This is a genomic window from Streptomyces sp. NPDC039465 (assembly GCF_055639315.1).
Window position 1 is genome coordinate 835,324 of sequence record NZ_JBVKAP010000001.1, and the last position, 16,556, is coordinate 851,879.

14 protein-coding genes are annotated in these 16,556 nt (G+C 71.1%); 2 read left to right on the forward strand and 12 right to left on the reverse strand.

Annotated elements, in window-relative coordinates; genetic code table 11:
• Nucleotides 1–43: 43 nt before the first annotated feature.
• The 4 genes from ACZ7LT_RS03905 to ACZ7LT_RS03920 all read right to left on the reverse strand — a co-directional run bounded on the left by ACZ7LT_RS03905 (nucleotide 44) and on the right by ACZ7LT_RS03920 (nucleotide 2,880).
• Nucleotides 44–1,792, reverse strand: coding sequence for an LCP family protein (locus tag ACZ7LT_RS03905; protein WP_471233794.1), 1,749 nt, complete (start codon nucleotides 1,790–1,792; stop codon nucleotides 44–46).
• A 19-nt stretch (nucleotides 1,793–1,811) separates the two neighbouring features.
• Complete coding sequence (gene nadD, locus ACZ7LT_RS03910) at nucleotides 1,812–2,429, reverse strand: nicotinate-nucleotide adenylyltransferase (RefSeq protein WP_471233797.1); 618 nt, start codon at nucleotides 2,427–2,429, stop codon at nucleotides 1,812–1,814.
• A gap of 52 nt (nucleotides 2,430–2,481) precedes the next feature.
• Nucleotides 2,482–2,643: a hypothetical protein gene (locus ACZ7LT_RS03915; protein ID WP_019886225.1), complete on the reverse strand. Its 162-nt coding sequence runs from the start codon at nucleotides 2,641–2,643 to the stop codon at nucleotides 2,482–2,484.
• 84 nt (nucleotides 2,644–2,727) lie between these two features.
• The gene (locus ACZ7LT_RS03920; RefSeq protein ID WP_019886226.1) at nucleotides 2,728–2,880 is read right to left on the reverse strand and encodes a hypothetical protein; all 153 of its coding nucleotides are present in this window, start codon (nucleotides 2,878–2,880) and stop codon (nucleotides 2,728–2,730) included.
• Nucleotides 2,881–3,007: 127 nt separating this feature from the next.
• On the opposite strand from ACZ7LT_RS03920, the gene ACZ7LT_RS03925 reads away from it, so the two are divergent.
• The gene (locus ACZ7LT_RS03925) at nucleotides 3,008–4,081 is read left to right on the forward strand and encodes a M48 family metallopeptidase (RefSeq protein ID WP_471233804.1); all 1,074 of its coding nucleotides are present in this window, start codon (nucleotides 3,008–3,010) and stop codon (nucleotides 4,079–4,081) included.
• Here the strand turns inward: ACZ7LT_RS03925 and ACZ7LT_RS03930 are convergent.
• From ACZ7LT_RS03930 to proB, 5 genes are all read right to left on the reverse strand, one after another.
• On the reverse strand, nucleotides 4,066–5,139 hold the full coding sequence (locus tag ACZ7LT_RS03930; RefSeq protein ID WP_471233807.1) for an SCO2583 family membrane protein: 1,074 nt from the start codon (nucleotides 5,137–5,139) through the stop codon (nucleotides 4,066–4,068). The genes ACZ7LT_RS03925 and ACZ7LT_RS03930 overlap by 16 nt on opposite strands.
• An 86-nt stretch (nucleotides 5,140–5,225) precedes the next feature.
• The gene (locus tag ACZ7LT_RS03935) at nucleotides 5,226–5,831 is read right to left on the reverse strand and encodes an SCO2584 family spore wall biosynthesis protein (protein ID WP_471233810.1); all 606 of its coding nucleotides are present in this window, start codon (nucleotides 5,829–5,831) and stop codon (nucleotides 5,226–5,228) included.
• 98 nt (nucleotides 5,832–5,929) lie between these two features.
• A complete protein-coding gene (locus ACZ7LT_RS03940; protein WP_471233813.1) occupies nucleotides 5,930–7,219 on the reverse strand; it encodes a glutamate-5-semialdehyde dehydrogenase in 1,290 nt (429 codons plus the stop codon).
• 128 nt (nucleotides 7,220–7,347) lie between these two features.
• Nucleotides 7,348–7,857: a hypothetical protein gene (locus ACZ7LT_RS03945; protein WP_471233817.1), complete on the reverse strand. Its 510-nt coding sequence runs from the start codon at nucleotides 7,855–7,857 to the stop codon at nucleotides 7,348–7,350.
• A 148-nt stretch (nucleotides 7,858–8,005) separates the two neighbouring features.
• Nucleotides 8,006–9,133 (reverse strand): glutamate 5-kinase, encoded by a 1,128-nt coding sequence (gene proB / locus ACZ7LT_RS03950; RefSeq protein ID WP_471233819.1) that lies wholly within the window; start codon nucleotides 9,131–9,133, stop codon nucleotides 8,006–8,008.
• A gap of 246 nt (nucleotides 9,134–9,379) precedes the next feature.
• Here proB and ACZ7LT_RS03955 point away from each other — a divergent pair, with 246 nt between their 5' ends.
• Nucleotides 9,380–11,389, forward strand: a complete 2,010-nt coding sequence (locus tag ACZ7LT_RS03955) for a hypothetical protein (protein ID WP_471234783.1) — start codon at nucleotides 9,380–9,382, stop codon at nucleotides 11,387–11,389.
• Between the two features lie 60 nt (nucleotides 11,390–11,449).
• On the opposite strand, the gene ACZ7LT_RS03960 is transcribed toward ACZ7LT_RS03955, so the two are convergent.
• From ACZ7LT_RS03960 to ACZ7LT_RS03970, 3 genes are all read right to left on the reverse strand, one after another.
• On the reverse strand, nucleotides 11,450–12,664 hold the full coding sequence (locus tag ACZ7LT_RS03960) for a glycosyltransferase family 2 protein (protein ID WP_471233821.1): 1,215 nt from the start codon (nucleotides 12,662–12,664) through the stop codon (nucleotides 11,450–11,452).
• The gene (locus tag ACZ7LT_RS03965; RefSeq protein ID WP_471233825.1) at nucleotides 12,664–14,736 is read right to left on the reverse strand and encodes a hypothetical protein; all 2,073 of its coding nucleotides are present in this window, start codon (nucleotides 14,734–14,736) and stop codon (nucleotides 12,664–12,666) included. Before ACZ7LT_RS03965 ends, ACZ7LT_RS03960 begins: the two co-directional genes overlap by 1 nt.
• Nucleotides 14,737–14,872: 136 nt before the next feature.
• Entirely contained in the window at nucleotides 14,873–16,372 is a 1,500-nt protein-coding gene (locus ACZ7LT_RS03970) for a D-ribitol-5-phosphate cytidylyltransferase (RefSeq protein WP_471233828.1), read from the reverse strand.
• Nucleotides 16,373–16,556 lie beyond the last annotated feature (184 nt).

Genomic DNA, 16,556 nt, shown 5'->3' on the forward strand with positions numbered 1-16,556 from the left:
AGACTTCAAGGGTCTCACGGACCGCCGACCGCCCCGCAAACGATTAGTCGCCTGCCTGGTCGCCCTGGCCGCCGGAGCGCCGGATCTTGTAGTCCTTGCCGAGGACGACCGTGACGTCGGCGTTCGTGGCGGCCTTGCCCTGCTGGACGGCGCCGGCCGGCAGCCCGAGGGTCTTGGCGACCTCGTCGGCCTTCGGCTTCTGGGCCGCGTCACCATAGATGACCTGCGACTTCGCCTCCGTACCCGCCTTGCCGCTGTCGATGAAGGCATAGCCGCCGTTGACCAGCACGATCCGCGCGGCCTCGGTGGCATCCCCGTTCCCGGTGGCATTGCGGACGCCCACGCGCACGGCCGCGCCCTGCTCGGGAGCGCTGATCTTGCCGCCGAGGATGTCCTTCACCACACTGCCCGTCGCCTCCTCGCCGAGCGTGCCGTCGGGCTCCACGGGAAGGACCGCCGTCTTGTAGTCGCCGCCCTTGGCGTGCTCGGCGAGCTTGGCGAGGGAGGCGCCGAGGTCCTTCTCGGGCAGGGACGGGTCGAGGATCTGGACCAGGGTCGCCACGGTCTCCGTGGCGCCCTTCGGGTCGCTCGAGATCTTCCGCAGCACGCCGTACATGACCGCGCCGAAGCGCTGGAGCTGCTTGGCCTCGGGCTCGCCGGGGCCGCGGTGGGTGGCGTACGCGACGGCGGCGGGGCCGTTGAGGGTCTGGTTCTCGCCCTTCTTGACCAGCGGGTCCTCGCCGGGCTTGGCGGCGGGCACATCGGTGTCGGTGGTGATGTCGATGTTGCCGACGATCTCGACAAGGTTCTCCAGGAACGGGGTGTCGAGCCGCCAGGTGCCGGTGATCTTGGTGCCGAGGAGGGTGCCGATCGCCTCGCGGGTCCCGCTGGCGCCGTCGTCCTCGACCGACTTGCCGAGCGTGGTGGTGGTGCCGTCGTCGTTGGCGACGGCGAGCGCGTTGGGGAGCAGGACGGTGGTGCCCTGGCCGGTGGTGGTGTTGTCGACCAGGAGCGCGGTGGAGGTGCCGCCCTGCTTGGTGTTGTGCAGATGGACGACGATCACGTCCCGCTTCTGCGGGCCGGTGGCGGTGTTCTTCTGCTGCTCGGGGTCCGACGTGCCCGGGAGCATGCCGGCGGACCAGAGGTAGCCGACGCCGCCGACGACCGCGAGCGCCAGCACGACGATCAGCGCGACGACCCGGTTACGGCCGCGCCGCCGGGCCTCCTCGCGCCGCTCGGAGCGGCTCTCGGTGAACTTGAGCCAGTCGATGACGTCCTCGGAGTCCTCGTCGGGCTCCTCGATGAACGAGAACTGCTCGGTGCGGTAGGTGGGCTCTTCGTCGGGGGCAGGGCGCCGGGGGCCGGGCACGGCTGAGCCCTGCGGCTGGGCGGGCGGCTCGGGGGCCTGGACCGGGGCCTGGGCGGGGGGCCGCGCCTGCTGCTCGTACTGCTGCTGCGGGGGAACGTTCCACTGCTGGGTGGTGTCCACGGCCGCCTGCTGCCCGGTCTGCTCGTAGGCGGGCGGGTAGCCGTAGCCCTGCTGCTGACCGTAGGGGTCGTAGCCGTACGCCTGCTGGGGCTGGCCGCCCGCCGCGTACGGGTCGTAGCCGTAGCCGTAGCCCTGCTCGGCCGCGGGCTGCTGCGGCTGCTGCGGCTGCTGCTGGGCGTACGGGTCGTAGGTGTGCCCGGGCTGCTGGGCCTGCTGCTGGTACACCGGCTGCCCGTACGCGTCGTAGCCGATGATCTGCGGCTGCGGCTGGTACGGGTCGTACGGGTGCTGCTGGTCGTTCACCGGTGCCCCTCTCCGTGGCTCACTCGCCGCGGTACAACTGGCGCTTGTCGATGTAGCGCACCACGCCGTCCGGCACCAGATACCAGACGGGGTCCCCCTGCGCGACCCGTGCCCGGCAGTCCGTGGAGGAGATCGCCAGCGCGGGCACCTCGACCAGGGACACACCGCCCTCGGGCAGGCCGTCGTCCGTCAGGTCGTGGCCGGGGCGGGTGACTCCGATGAAGTGGGCGAGGCTGAAGAGCTCCTCGGCGTCGCGCCAGGTGAGGATCTGCGAGAGCGCGTCGGCCCCGGTGATGAAGAAGAGGTCCGCGTCGCTGTTGAGGGAGCGCAGGTCCCTCAGCGTGTCGATGGTGTACGTCGGTCCGCCGCGGTCGATGTCGATGCGGCTGACCGAGAACTGAGGGTTGGACGCCGTGGCGATGACCGTCATCAGATAGCGGTCCTCGGCCGGTGTCACGGCCTTGTGGCTCTTCTGCCACGGCTGCCCGGTCGGTACGAACACCACCTCGTCGAGGTGGAACAGGGCGGCCACCTCACTGGCGGCCACCAGGTGTCCGTGGTGGATCGGGTCGAACGTCCCGCCCATCACGCCGAGTCGGCGCTTGCCGGGGCCAGTAGGCACTTCCTGCTCTCCCATGCGTGCAGAGCCTACTGGCACGGCGGAGCACCCGGTCCCGGCGGTCGCCGGCTCAGCGGTCGCGGTTGAAGAGCGTGGTGATCCACAGCAGCAGGAGCAGCGCGAGCAGGGCACCGCCACCGGTGATGTACGGGTTCAGGCTGGCGTGGTTGCCACCGTGTTCGGCGCCCTCGGCGAGCGTGACCAGGTTGGCGGCGGCGCTGGGGAGACTCATCTTCGGCAGGACCTATCGATCGGGGGTGGGAGCGGAGACTTCGCGCACATCGTATGCGGGCGGTCCGGGCACGCTCACGCCGACTCAGTCGTTGGAGTCCTGGTTGCCGTATCCACGCAGCAGGAACCACGCCAGCAGGGCGCAGCCGACGATCGAGACGATCAGGACGATGCGCAGCGTGTTGCCGGGTCCGTGCTGGCCGGAGGCGGCGACGAGCAGTGCGGTGGTGTCCGGCATGGCAGGTGTACTCCTCAGTTGTCCACAGAGCCCGAGTTGTCCACAGGCTCCGGCACACCGTAGCCCCAGCGCCTAGGCTGGGGTCCGTCAGGGGGACGAGCCGAGACTCGTAGAACAGGGGGCATCCATGACCGACAGCAGCCATGAGAACGTGCCGAGCAGGCAGCGCAAGCGCTTCCCCGGTATTTCCTCGCGTGCGTACGAACATCCGGCGGACCGCTCGGCGCTGGTCGCCCTGCGCAAGCTCAGCGGCTTCGACACCGTCTTCAAGGCGCTGAGCGGGCTGCTGCCCGAGCGGAGTCTGCGCCTGCTCTTCCTCTCGGACTCGGTGCGGGTGAGCGACGCCCAGTTCGCCCATCTCAACGCCATGCTGAGGGACGCGTGTTACATCCTGGACCTGGAGAAGGTCCCGCCGATGTACGTGACCCAGGACCCGAAGCCCAATGCCATGTGCATCGGCCTGGACGAGCCGATCATCGTGGTCACCACGGGTCTGGTGGAGCTGCTCGACGAGGAGGAGATGCGGGCCGTCGTCGGCCACGAGGTGGGGCACGCGCTGTCCGGCCACGCGGTCTACCGCACGGTGCTGCTCTTCCTCACCAGCCTGGCGCTGAAGATCGCCTGGATCCCGCTCGGCAATGTCGCGATCATGGCGATCGTGACGGCGCTGCGGGAGTGGTTCCGCAAGTCGGAGCTGTCGGCGGACCGCGCGGGGCTGCTGGTCGGACAGGATCTGCAGGCGTCGATGCGCGGTCTGATGAAGATCGCCGGTGGCAACCACCTCCACGAGATGAACGTCGACGCGTTCCTGGCGCAGGCCGAGGAGTACGAGGAGGGCGGGGATCTGCGCGACTCGGTGCTGAAGATCCTGAACGTGCTGCCCCGCTCCCACCCGTTCACCACCGTGCGCGCGGCCGAGCTGAAGAAGTGGGCCGAGACCCGCGACTACCAGCGGATCATGGACGGTCACTACCCGAAGCGCGACGAGGACAAGGACACCTCGGTGAGCGACTCCTTCAGGGAGTCGGCCTCGCACTACGCGGAGTCGGTGCGCACCAGCAAGGATCCGCTGATGAAGCTGGTCGGCGACATAGCGGGCGGCGCGGGCGACCTCGGCGGGAAGCTGCGCGACCGGTTCACCGGCGGCGGCCCGTCCGGGTCGGGCGGCCGGGGCACGGGACCGGATCAGGGCGAGGGCTGAGCGTTCGGCGCCAGGGCCCCGCACACGGCGGCGGTGCCCTGGCCGTGGGCGTACGGGTCGGTGCCCGCGGGTCCGGGGCCGGTGGCCCGCTGGCCGGCCAGGAGCGGCCGCAGGGCGCCGGTGGTCTCGGAGGCCGCGCAGTCCTGGGGGCCGGCCTGGACGGTGCTGGTCACCAGCTCGGCCCGGTGCATCCGCAGGTCCTCGCGGTCGAAGCGGAAGTGCAGCTCGCGCCGGACGGTGAAGAGCGACGCCTGCCCCGGGGGACCTGAGCCGGCCGGGCGCAGCGCGTAGGCGAAGGTGTGGTCCGAGGTGACGTCCAGGACGTCGGTGTCCGTCTCGCTGAACCGGAACGTGCCCTGGACCCGCACGTCGTGGTCGGCGAGGACCACCTTGGCCGGGTCGAAGCGCACCAGCCAGCCCGCCGCGGCGTGGCGTCCGTCGTCCTTGGGGGCCTCCATGCTCCGGTCGAACTGCGCCAGCTGGTCCGGGTCGAGCAGCAGCCGCACCGGACGGTCGGTGGCACCGGCCAGGACGTCCGGGTCGAGCGAGGACTTGACCAGGTAGTCCTTGGCGATGGTCATCGCAGTGACGACCTGGCCCTCGGAGAAGTGGGCGGTGCGTTTGGCGACGGGGAGGTTGATGCCCGCGGCAGCGGGCCGGTACTGGGCGGCGGGGCTGTGCGCGTACAGCTCGGCGGAGGTGCCGCCGGGGACGGTGCCCGGGGGTTCCAGCGGGATCACGGCGCTGCGCAGGGGCTCGGCGCGCTGGTCGGGGGGTGGCAGATAGGGGTTGCGTACGCCGAGGTAGATGGCGGTTCCGAAGGCGAGGAGGATCAGCAGGACCAGCAGGAGCGCCTGGCGGGATCCGGATCTGGGCTGCCAGCCGGGGCGGCTGCGGACGGCCTGGGCGTGTTCGCCCATCCGCTCCTGGGCGGAGAACTCCTGGAGGCGGGCAGCGCGGACGAACGACTCGTCGAAGACGACGGATCGGTACTCGTCCTCACCACCGCCGGGGCCCCCTTCCGGTGGCCCCTCAGGCGGGTCGCCACGCCCTGCCATACCTTCAGGGTAGGTCTGCGCGGGCCTCGGTAAACGCCCAGGTACACGACAACTTCGGACGACTTCGGCAGCGGCGCCGCCGCCGGTCAGGGGGTGCGGGGTACGGCCGGGACGGGCCGGGGCGAGTATTCGGCGGAGGCCGAGGGTCTGGTGGCCGAGGGGACCGTGGCGCCGGGGGTGTCGATGCCGGTGGTCGCGGGGGCGGGGATCCGGTCCTGGCGGTTGCCCGAGGCGCCTCGGTAGGCGGCGGAGAAGGCGAGGGCGACCATGCCCACGCCCATCAGGACGGCGAGGACCCAGGCGACCGGGCGGTGCCAGCGGGCCGCGCCGCGGTAGGGGCGCAGGGCGCCGCCGTGGGGGCCGTACGGCCCGCTCTCGTCGTAGTCGTCGAAGTCGTCCAGGACGCCTTCGTCGTAGCCGCGCTCGCGGACGCGGTCGTCGGCGTCGTAGAGGTCGTCGTAGAGCTCGTCCTCCGAGCCCGTACCGCCGGATCTGGCCCGGGCGGCCTCGGCCTCGGCGCGCGCCTGGGCGGCGGCGAGGAGGCGTTCGACGGCGGTCGGTTCATGGATCTCGGCGGCCCGTACGAAGTCCTCGTCGAACACCACGGAGGCGAAGTCCTCGTCGGCGCCTCCGCGGTCGTCGTCTGGCTCCCAGCCGTCCGGGAACGGCCTGCCCCCCACGTCGTCCGGCACGGGTTCAGCGTAGCCGCGGGAGGGCGTTTTGGGCAGGGAAGTGTCCGACATTCCGGTGGCCCGGACGGGCCACCGGAAGTCTCGCGGCCGTCGGACGCCTATCGGATGTGGCCGTCTCCGGTGACGATGTACTTCGTCGAGGTGAGCTCAGGAAGGCCCATGGGGCCGCGGGCGTGCAGCTTCTGGGTGGAGATGCCGATCTCGGCGCCGAAGCCGAACTGGCCGCCGTCGGTGAAGCGGGTGGACGCGTTCACGGCGACCGTCGTCGAGTCGACCAACTGGGTGAAGCGGCGGGCGGCGGCCTGCGAGGTGGTGACGATCGCCTCGGTGTGGCCGGAGGACCAGAGCCGGATGTGGCCGACGGCCTCGTCCAGCGAGTCGACGACGGCGGCGGCGATGTCGTAGGAGAGGTACTCGGCCTCCCAGTCCTCGGGCGTGGCCGCCACGACGGTGGCCTTGGAGCCCTCGGCGTGGGCGAGGACCCGCTCGTCGCCGTGGACGGTCACTCCGGCCTCGGCGAGGGCCTCCAGGGCGCGCGGCAGGAACGCCTCGGCGATGTCCTGGTGGACCAGGAGCGTCTCGGCGGCGTTGCAGACGCTGACCCGCTGGGCCTTGGAGTTGATCAGGATGTCGACCGCCATGTCGAGGTCGGCCTGGGCGTCGACGTAGACGTGGCAGTTGCCGGTGCCGGTCTCGATGACCGGGACGATGGACTCCTCGACGACGGTGCGGATGAGGGAGGCGCCGCCGCGCGGGATGAGGACGTCGACCAGGCCGCGGGCGCGCATCAGCTCCCGTACCGAGTCGCGGGACTCGCCGGGGACCAGCTGGATCGCGTCGGCGGGCAGGCCGGCCCCGCCCACGGCGTCGCGCAGGACCTTCACCAGGGCGGTGTTGGAGGAGTACGCGGAGGAGGAGCCGCGCAGCAGGACGGCGTTGCCGGACTTGAGGCAGAGGGCGGCGGCGTCGACGGTGACGTTCGGGCGGGCCTCGTAGATGATGCCGACGACGCCGAGGGGCACCCGGACCTGGCGCAGGTCGATGCCGTTGGGGAGGGTCGAGCCGCGGACCACCTCGCCGACCGGGTCGGGCAGCGCGGCCACGTCACGGACGTCGGCGGCGATGGCGCGGACCCGCTCCGGGGTGAGCGTGAGCCGGTCGATGATCGCCTCGCTGGTGCCGGCCTCCCGGGCGCGGGCGATGTCCTCGGCGTTGGCCTCGACGATTTCGCCCGTACGGACCTCAAGGGCGTCCGCGATCGCCAGCAGCGCGTCGTCCTTGACCGCGCGCGGGAGTGGCGCGATGTCGGCGGCGGCGGCACGGGCGCGGTAGGCGGCCTGGGTGACCGGGGTCATGTTGTCGTAGGGCGAAAGCGAGGTCGAGGTCATGTCCGCAGGGTACTGCGGTTCGCGGCTCGGCCCGGAAGGCGCTGCTCCGTCGTCCCGCACTCCGAGACGGCGGCCCGCGTCCCGGCCGCCGCCCGGGCCCGGGCGCCCCGCCGTCCCCGGAACGCGGCTCAGAACGGGTGCACGCCCACCGGGGCGGCCGGCGGCGGGCCGTAGCCCTCGGCGATCCGCTGGTGGTAGGTCTCGCGGTCGATGACCTCGAGCCCGACGATCTCCCAGGGCGGCAGCTTGGCGGTCTGCCGGTGTTCGCCCCACAGCCGCAGGGCGACGGCCGCCGCGTCGTGCAGGTCGCGGGCCTCTTCCCAGTAGCGGATCTCGGCGTGATCGTTGGCGTACCGGCTGGTCAGTAGGAAGGGATGGTCGTGGGCGAGCTGCTCGAGGCCGCGTCTGACGTCCTTCAGCGGGGCCTCGGGGCCCGACGCGCTGAGGGTGATGTGCCAGAGCTTCGACAGCTGCCGCTCCTCGCCACGGCCGTCCGCGGCGCGGTGGGTGTCCGCGGACGTCTCCCGCCGCGCCTCCCGGTCCTCGTCGGCTTCGTCGAAGTCGGCCCCTGCCTCGACACTGGTCAGGGCGCGTTCGGCCGTCCCTCGGGGCAGAGCCCCCGGGCGCGCTCGTCTCACCGGCGGCCTCCTGTGTGATGCGTTGTGGTGCTGGCTGAACCCCGCCTTACCCCCGAGACAAAGTTGACCAGCCCGGCGCCGGGGATGGGGCGGTTTTCCAGAAGGTGTCTGCCGGATGGCCGGAGTTTCAGCCGTTTCAGGAACGCGTTCAGGACTGCACGACGACGAGGTCGTCCCTGTGTACGACCTCCCTCTCATATGCCGGACCGAGTTCCTTGGCGAGCTCACGGGTGGAGCGGCCGAGGAGCTTGGGGATCTCCTTGGCGTCGAAGTTGACCAGGCCTCGGGCGACGGCCCGGCCCTCGGTGTCCTTGAGCTCGACCGGATCGCCCGCGACGAAGTCGCCCTCGACCGCCGCGATACCGGCCGGGAGCAGCGACTTCTTCCCCTCCACCACGGCCCGTACGGCGCCGTCGTCCAAGGTCAGCGCGCCCTGCGGGGTGGAGGCGTGGGCGAGCCACAGGAGCCGGTCGGCGGAGCGGCGGCCGGTGCGGCGGAAGTACGTGCCGGTGTCGCGGCCGGCCAGCGCGTCGGCGGCGCGGCTGGCGGAGGTCAGCACCACGGGGACGCCGGCGGCGGCGGCGATCCGGGCGGCCTCGACCTTGGTGACCATGCCGCCGGTGCCGACGCCCGCCTTGCCGGCCGAGCCGATCTCGACATGGGCGATGTCCTGGGGGCCGGTGACCTCGGCGATCCGGGAGGTGCCGGGCTTGGACGGGTCGCCGTCGTAGAGGCCGTCGACGTCGGAGAGGAGGACCAGCAGGTCGGCGCGGACGAGGTGGGCGACGAGGGCGGCGAGCCGGTCGTTGTCGCCGAAGCGGATCTCGTCGGTGGCGACGGTGTCGTTCTCGTTGACCACGGGCACGGCGCCCATGGCGAGGAGCTGGTCCAGGGTGCGGTACGCGTTGCGGTAGTGGGCGCGGCGGCTGGTGTCGTCGGTGGTGAGCAGAACCTGGCCGACACGGACGCCGTAGCGGGCGAAGGAGGCGGTGTAGCGGGCGACGAGGAGGCCCTGTCCGACGCTGGCGGCGGCCTGCTGGCGGGCCAGGTCCTTGGGGCGGCGGGCGAGCCCGAGCGGTGCGAGGCCGGCGGCGATGGCGCCCGAGGAGACGAGGACGATCTCCTTCTCGCCGCCGCTGCGGACCTTCGCGAGTACGTCGACGAGGGCGTCGACGCGATCGGCGTCGAGCCCTCCGGACGCTGTGGTCAGGGAGGACGACCCGACCTTGACGACGATCCTGCGCGCTTCCGTCACGAACTGCCTTGCCACTGTCACATCGACGAATCTATGTCAGGCGCGGCGGGCGCCGCTCCTTCATTTCAGCCGCTGGACAGCGGCTGAGCAGCTGCTGGACAGCCGCCGGACGAAGGATGCGTAAACCTGACCCGACGCCGCGGGTCGATTCAGGTGAACTTCTCCTCTTCACCGGTGAGTCGGCCATGATGGCTCGTTTGGCACCTTGTCCGGTCCCGCCCGTCCCGTGGAGCTCCCGTGCCAAGAGTCCGACCCGCTGTCCGGCATATTCTCCGACGACTCGGCGCCACCGCGCGGCGGCTTGGGCCCCTGGCGGCGCTGGGGGCCGCCTTCGCGGGGCAGGTCGCCGGTGCCGTACGCCCGGACGCGCTGCTGCTCGCCGTGTTCACCGCGGCCGGTCTGGCCCTGGAGCTGCTGCTGTACCGGCGTCACCGGGGTCTGAGCCGGGTCCTGTCCAAGGCGCGGTTCGACGTGCCGGTGCGGCATCTGCTGCGGGATCTGCTGCTGGTGGCCGGGCTGATGAATCTGGAGCGGTACGGTCCGGGGCTGCTGTATCTCCCGCTGTGCTACGGCCTGTTGCTCTGCTACGCGCTGCACTTCGCCTGCCAGGGCGCGGCGGCCAAGGTGCGCAGGACGCGCACCCTGCCGGTGCTGACCAGGAACATCGACGCCTCGGAGCTGCGGCTTTCGAAGGCCCCGCCCGCGCTGCTGACCCGCCATCCGGGCATCCGGCTGCTGACCTGCGGGCTGCCCGCGACGGGCGGTCTGGTGGCGGCCGGGCTGACCGGGGACGGGGTGTGGGCGGGGGCCGGTGTGGTGCTGTCGGTGCTGCTGGCCGGGGGCTGTTTCGCGGTGCTGCTGGTCTGGCTGCTGCCCGGGCGCCGGCCGGCGGGCGAGGCGGAGGTGCTCGCGTGGTTCGACCGGTGGCTGGCGGAGTACCGGCCGACGGTCGGAATGTACTTCTCGGGCGGGACCAGCTCGGCGTACCAGGCGAACATGTGGCTGGAACCGCTCGCCGGACTCGGGGGGCGTCCGGTGATCGTGTTGCGGGAGCGCTTCATGCTGCAGAGGATCGGTGCCACGGACGTGCCGATCATCTGTGTGCCGAAGGTGGCCCATCTGATGCGGCTTGAGCACTCCACGCTCAACGTGCTCATCCACCCCGCGAACTCCGGGAAGACCTCGCAGGTGCTGCGGATCCCCAGCATCAAGCACGCCTTCGTGAACCACGGCGAGAGCGACAAGCTGTCCAGCTGCAATCCGTACGCCAAGGCGTACGACGAGGTGTGGGTGGCGGGGCCCGCGGCGCGTGAGCGGTACGCGCTGGCGGAGGTCGGGGTCGACAACCGGGACGTGGTGGAGATCGGTCGGCCGCAGCTTGCTCCCGTACGGCCGTACGCGGGCCCGCCGACCGGTCCGTTCCTGACCGTGCTGTACGCGCCGACCTGGGAGGGCTGGACGGAGGATCCAGGGAACACGTCGGTGATCCTGGCCGGGGAGAACCTCGTGCGGGCGCTGCTCGCCGATCCGGGAGTCCGGCTGCTGTACAAGCCGCATCCGATGACGGGATCGGTGGATCCGCGCGCGGCGGCCGCGAACGCCCGGATCAAGCAGCTGGTGCGGGAGGCGGCCGAGGCGCGGGTCGGGGGCGGAGCGGGTCCCGAGCCGTGCGGGCGGGAGCTGGCGCTGACGGCCGACTCGGCGTTCCCGGCGCGGGCGGACGGCGTGGAGCGGATGCTGCGGCAGGGCGCTCCGGCGCCGGGCCGGGCGGCGGAGGTGGCGCGGGCGACGGCGCGCTGGGAGGAGGCGTACTGGGCGTCGCTGGCGCCGGGTGAGCATCGAGTGGTGACGGGTACGCAGCCGAGTCTGTACTCATGCTTCAACCAGGCCGATCTGCTGATCAGCGATGTGTCGTCGGTGGTGAGCGACTTCCTGGCGAGCGGGAAGCCGTACGCGGTGGCCAACACGGGCGGGCTGTCGGAGGAGGAGTTCCGGGCGGTGTTCCCGACCGTGCGGGCGGCGACGGTGCTGGCGCCGGACGGGCGCGGGGTGCCGGCACTGCTGGAGTCGGTGCGTGATCCGTCGAAGGACGCGCTGCGCGGGGTGCGGGCGGCGTTGAAGGAGCAGCTGCTCGGGCCGGCGGACCCGCCGTCGCCGGTGCGGTTCGCCGCGGCGGTGTCCGCGCTGGCGGCCCGTGCGGCGCACCGCCGCTCCCCGGTCCCGGCGCCCCGCCCCGCGCAGGCGGCACCGGCGCAGGAGACGCGTCCGCTGGGCTGACGGCATGCGGAAGGGCCCGTACGCACCTGGCGTACGGGCCCTTTTCCGTGTCTGGGGTCGTCAGCCGCGCAAGGTCCGCTTCAGCTTGCGGGCGACGCGGCGGGCGAACGACGGCTTGGGGCGGGCGGCCGTCGGCAGGGTGGGGGTGAGCCGCTGGTCGCCGACCTGTTCGGTGATGCGCATGGCGTACATCTCGTCGGGGAAGCCGGCCAGGCCCGCCCCGAAGTGCGGGTAGGCGAGATGGCGGCGGCCGTCCCGTACGGTCACCTCGGGCGGGATGCCGGCCTTCTGGAAGGTCAGCACGTCCATGATCACGTCGAGTCGGCCGAGGGCGGCCGCGGTGAGCCGCAGCCGTTCGTCGACCTTGAGGCGGCGGCCGATGCCTTCGGTCCAGTACGCGGCCAGCATGGGGGCGGCGAGGTCGAGGGTGCGCTGCCGCTCCTCGGGCGACTGGCCGAGCATGATCGGGCCGAGCAGGGGCAGCAGGGTGCTCGCGAAGGGGCGGATCATCAGCAGGTCGCGCCGGTCGCCGGCGGGGACGTGCGCGGCGATCAGGTCGGCCAGGATGTGGCCGGACTCGATCCGGGCGGGGATGGTGGTGCCCTTGCGGACGTGGTTCCCGTCCTCCCGGCCGACCAGGTAGTAGCAGGTGTAGTCGGCGAGTACGGAGACGCCGTCGGCCCGTAAGTAGGCCTCCATGGTGAACGGCGCGTCCTCGCCGAAGCGCATGGAGGTGTCGAAGCGCAGGCCGTGGCGGACGAGCAGCTCGCGGCGGAAGAGCTTCTGGGCGCTGAGGGTGAACTTGATGTTGGACGAGAAGACGTCGGTGCGTTCCAGCGATGTGCGGTAGACCGATCCGCCGCCACCGCGGTTGACGCCCTCGACGCGGCCGAGCGCCACATCGGTGCCGTTGCGGTCGGCCATCGCGACGAGGCGCTCCAGCGCCTCGTCGCCGAGGAAGTCGTCGGCGTCGAGGAAGAAGACGAACCGGCCGCGGGCCAGGCCGATGCCGGTGTTGCGGGGGCCGCCGGGCGCACCGGAGTTGGCCTGGTGGACGACGCGGGTGGGGATCTTGGTCCGGGCGGCGAACGCTTCGAGGTGGTCGCCGGTGCCGTCGGTGGAGCCGTCGTCGACGGCGACGATCTCGAGCCGGTCGGCGCCGATGGTCTGGGCCTCGACGGACTCCAGGCAGCGGATCAGATACGGCATCGCGTTGTACGCGCCGATGACGACGGTCACATCGGGCGTCTGCCCGTCGGCTCTGCTGTCGCCCATCAGGTGGTCTCCGGCTCCTCGTCGAGTTCGCCGATGCTCTGCCCTGCCAGGCGCTGTTCTACGCCGGCGTTGCGGGCCTCGGCCTGGGCGGCGAGGGCCTGGACGGCCGCGTTGAACCGCTCCTGGGAGGACGGCTCGTCGGGGCCGAGGAGGTACTCCTTGAGCGCGCGCCGGTCCTCGGCCAGCTTGTCCGCGGCCGGGTCGGCGACGGCCTCCAGCAACTGGCCGATGTCCTCGGCGGTGTTGGTGAGGACGACCGCTGCCCGTACGGCCGTGTTCTGCCGCTTGAACTCCTCGGCGCCGATCTCGGCGGAGTCGGTGACGGCGTACGGCTTGCCGCTCGCGATGAAGTCGGAGACCACGCTGGAGATGTCCGAGACCATGGCGTCGGCCTCGTTGAAGCAGTCGTACAGGCGGGGCTGGACGCCGGTCACGGAGGTGTGTTCCCACCAGCCGAAGGAGCGCCAGTAGGCGTCGTTCCACTCGGCGCGCAGCCGCTTGGTCTCGGCGAGCCGCTCGGGGTCGGCGAGGGAGACGCGGGACTCCTCGGCCTCGTCGCCGTCCTTGCGGACCTGGCTGGTCTCCAGCTGGGCGAGCCGGGCCTCGATCCGGGCCAGTTCGGCGCGGGCGGCGGCCTGGCCGGCCTGTGCGGCGGCGGCCTCCTTGATCCAGCGCGGCTCGGTGGCGCGCTGGGCGGCGGCCGTCTCGATCATCTTGCGGATGCGGGCGTCGACCGCCTTGGCCTTGCGGTTGACCAGTCCGGTGAAGGGGTGCGGCTTGTAGACGAGCCGGACGGGCTGCTCGGCGTCGAGGAGGCGGCGCACGATGTTCTCGCCGGCCAGCAGGAGGGAGGTGTTGCCGGGGTTGTCGTCCCAGCCTTCCCAGGTGGGGGCGTAGAGGATGGTGGGGATGGGGTTCTTGGGTGTGCCGGTCCAGCGCTTGATCGGGGCCAGCTGGGGGCGGCCGACCTCGACGATGTCCTCGTCGCGGACGCCGACGTCGGCGAGGGCGTAGCGGTCGCGGCCGGCCCGGCCGGCGGTCCACACCTCGTCGTACACCTTGGAGAAGGGGTTGACGCTGGCGAGCTTGTCGCTGTCGCCGTGGCCGATGAAGGCGTGCTTCATGGTGGGCACGCGCAGGATATGGATGTTCTTGCCGACGTTGGCGGCGTAGAGCGCGACGCGGACCGTGGAGAGGTCGAGCTGCATCAGGTGGGTGCCGCCGGGCACGCAGATGATCGGGACGCGGGTGGCGGCGAGCTTGGGGACGAGGGTCCGCTCGCGCATGACGATCAGCGGGCGCCCGTCGATCTGCTCCATCGTCTCCAGCCACATGTTGACCTGGTACGCGGACTCGTCGGAGCCGGAGAAGTACAGGACGACGGTGGGCCGGTACTCCCGCAGCCACTTGTGGACGGTCTTCATCACGGCGGGCGTCGACGGCACGGCGCTGCGGCGCAGGTACGGGATGAGCAGGAGGGTGTAGAGGAGGCCGAGGCCGACGGTGACGCCGACGCCCACGTAGGCGACCAGGTCCTTGCCGGTACCCGCCGCGTAGATCACTCCGGCCATGGCCGGGATGTCGAGGTGGAGCATCTTCTCGGCGGACCGGTTCAGCAGCGCCTTCGGCGGGGCGTCCGGGATGCGTACGCCGTGCAGGTCGACGTTGCGGGTGACGACCGGCAGGGTGCGGCGCATCCGGATGAGGGTGGCGAGGGCGCCCTGCGGGGCCTGGAGGGCGTAGAAGCCGAGGAATCCGGCCACCGCCGCGTAGAACAGGGGCTGTTCGGCGAGGTTCTCCCGCGCGAGGAGCAGGATCAGCAGCAACTGCCGTACGAGGAACCGGATCGGGAGGCCGGCGCGGACCTTGCCGAGCCGGTTGATCAGGTAACTGTCCTTCTGGTGCAGGTACCAGTCGGCGACGTACGTCACGGCACCGGCCACCGCGAAGAACCAGAGGTTCGGGATGAGCGCGGCGAGCATGACGCATGGGTAGCCCAGTCCCATCAGGACTGCTGCGGCCAGCTCGGACCCGCTGCCCACGCGTGCCAGGCGGATGGCGGTCGAAATCACGAAGAACCTGCTCCAGAGGGGGGTGCCGGTTTATTCACATTGCGGTACGGGACGTGAAGAGCGAGCTTCACGAACTCGGGCCTCTGCATTCGCGTATTGGCGATGCAGAGGCCCGATAAAGCACATCTAGCGAGTATTACACATCTTCCTGACGATCCAGGACGGAGGCCAGAGCCTGCTCAAATCCGGACGCCTCGGACGCCTCGCGGGTCGGGTCCTGCTGCCGTACGTCGATGACGTGTCCGGTCATTTCGGAGAGCAGCACGTCCAGCGAGGTCCGGGCCACGGCCTCGGAGGACAGCAGCGAGCCCGAGGGCTCCTGACCGAATGCCTTCGTACGCATCGGGGTCGCGGTGCGTTCCGGGTTGACGCAATTCACACGGATTCCGTCACTTGCCCATTCGTCGGCGAGGGCCTGGGTGAGATTCACCATCGCCGCCTTGGTGGACGAGTAAAGGCTGTACTCCGCGCGGCCGCGAGTGTAGCTGGAGGAGGTGTACAGCAGGAGCTGGCCCTTGGTTTCGGCCAGGTATTTGTACGAGGCGCGGGCGATCTGCACGGGCGCCAGGTAATTGACGTTCAGCGCTTCCTGGATGGTCGCGTTGTCGGTCTCGGCGAGCTTGCCGATGCGCAGCACGCCGGCGGTGTTGATGACGTAGTCGATCCGGCCGCTCTCGGCGTACGCCTTGGAGAGGGCGTCGTCGACGTGCTCCGGGTTCTCCACGTGGGTGCCGGTGGTGGAGCGGCCCAGGGCGTAGACCTTGGCGCCGTACGTCTCGGCGAGCTCGGCGATGTCGGAGCCGATGCCGTACGACCCGCCGAAGACGACCAGGGTCTTGCCGGAGAGCAGTTCGCGGTAGCCGGCCTCGTCGGCCTGGCGCGGGGCGGCGGTGGAGGCGAGCTGGAAGAGCTTGTCGGCGATGAAGACGTCGACCGGCTGGGTCACCTTCATGTTGTACTCGTCGCCCGCGACGACGTGGATCGGCACGTCGGGCAAGTACTTGAGCACGACGCTGCAGTCGTCGGTGGCCTGGAAGTTGGGGTCGCCGGCCGCGATCTCGTACGCCCTGCGGATCGTGGAGAGCTTGAAGGCCTGCGGGGTCTGGCCGCGGCGCAGCCGGGAGCGGTCCGGGACGTCGGTGATGAACTCGCCGTCCTCGCCGTGGGTGCGGGTGACGATGATGGTGTCCGCGGAGGGGATGGCGACGTCGACGGCCTGGTAGCGGTCGAGGGCGTCGACACAGTCCTTGATCACGCGCTGTGACAGGAGCGGACGCACCGCGTCATGGAAGAGGACGTTGCGGTCCTCACCCTCCGCGAGGCCTTCACCGAGGGCCGCGATGGCGCGCTCGGTGGTTTCGTTGCGGGTGGCGCCGCCCTCGATGATGCGGGTGACCTTGGTGAGCCCCGCCTTGGCGACGATCTTCTCGACGTCGGACACGTACCCCGGCGCCATCAGCACGATCACGTCGTCGACGGAGTCGGCCTGCTGGAAGATCGAGAGGGTGTGCTCGATGACGGCCTTGCCCGCGATCTTCAGCAGCTGCTTGGGGATCGCGAGCCCCACGCGCTGGCCGGTACCCCCGGCGAGCACGACTGCGGTGGTGCGGGACTTGCCTTCATACGGCACAGACACGGAACGACCTACCTTGGTATGGCTGGGGAACGATGTGATGTTCGCACTCTCCGTGACCGTCTCGCAAGGCGGGCATCGGCTGCTCCACACCGTCCCGACACGGACAGTTCACCCTGTGGCCAGGGAGGTTTGCGGGGCCGCGGCGGGGCGCCGGAGTGACCGACTCCACAGCCGCGGGCCAGGG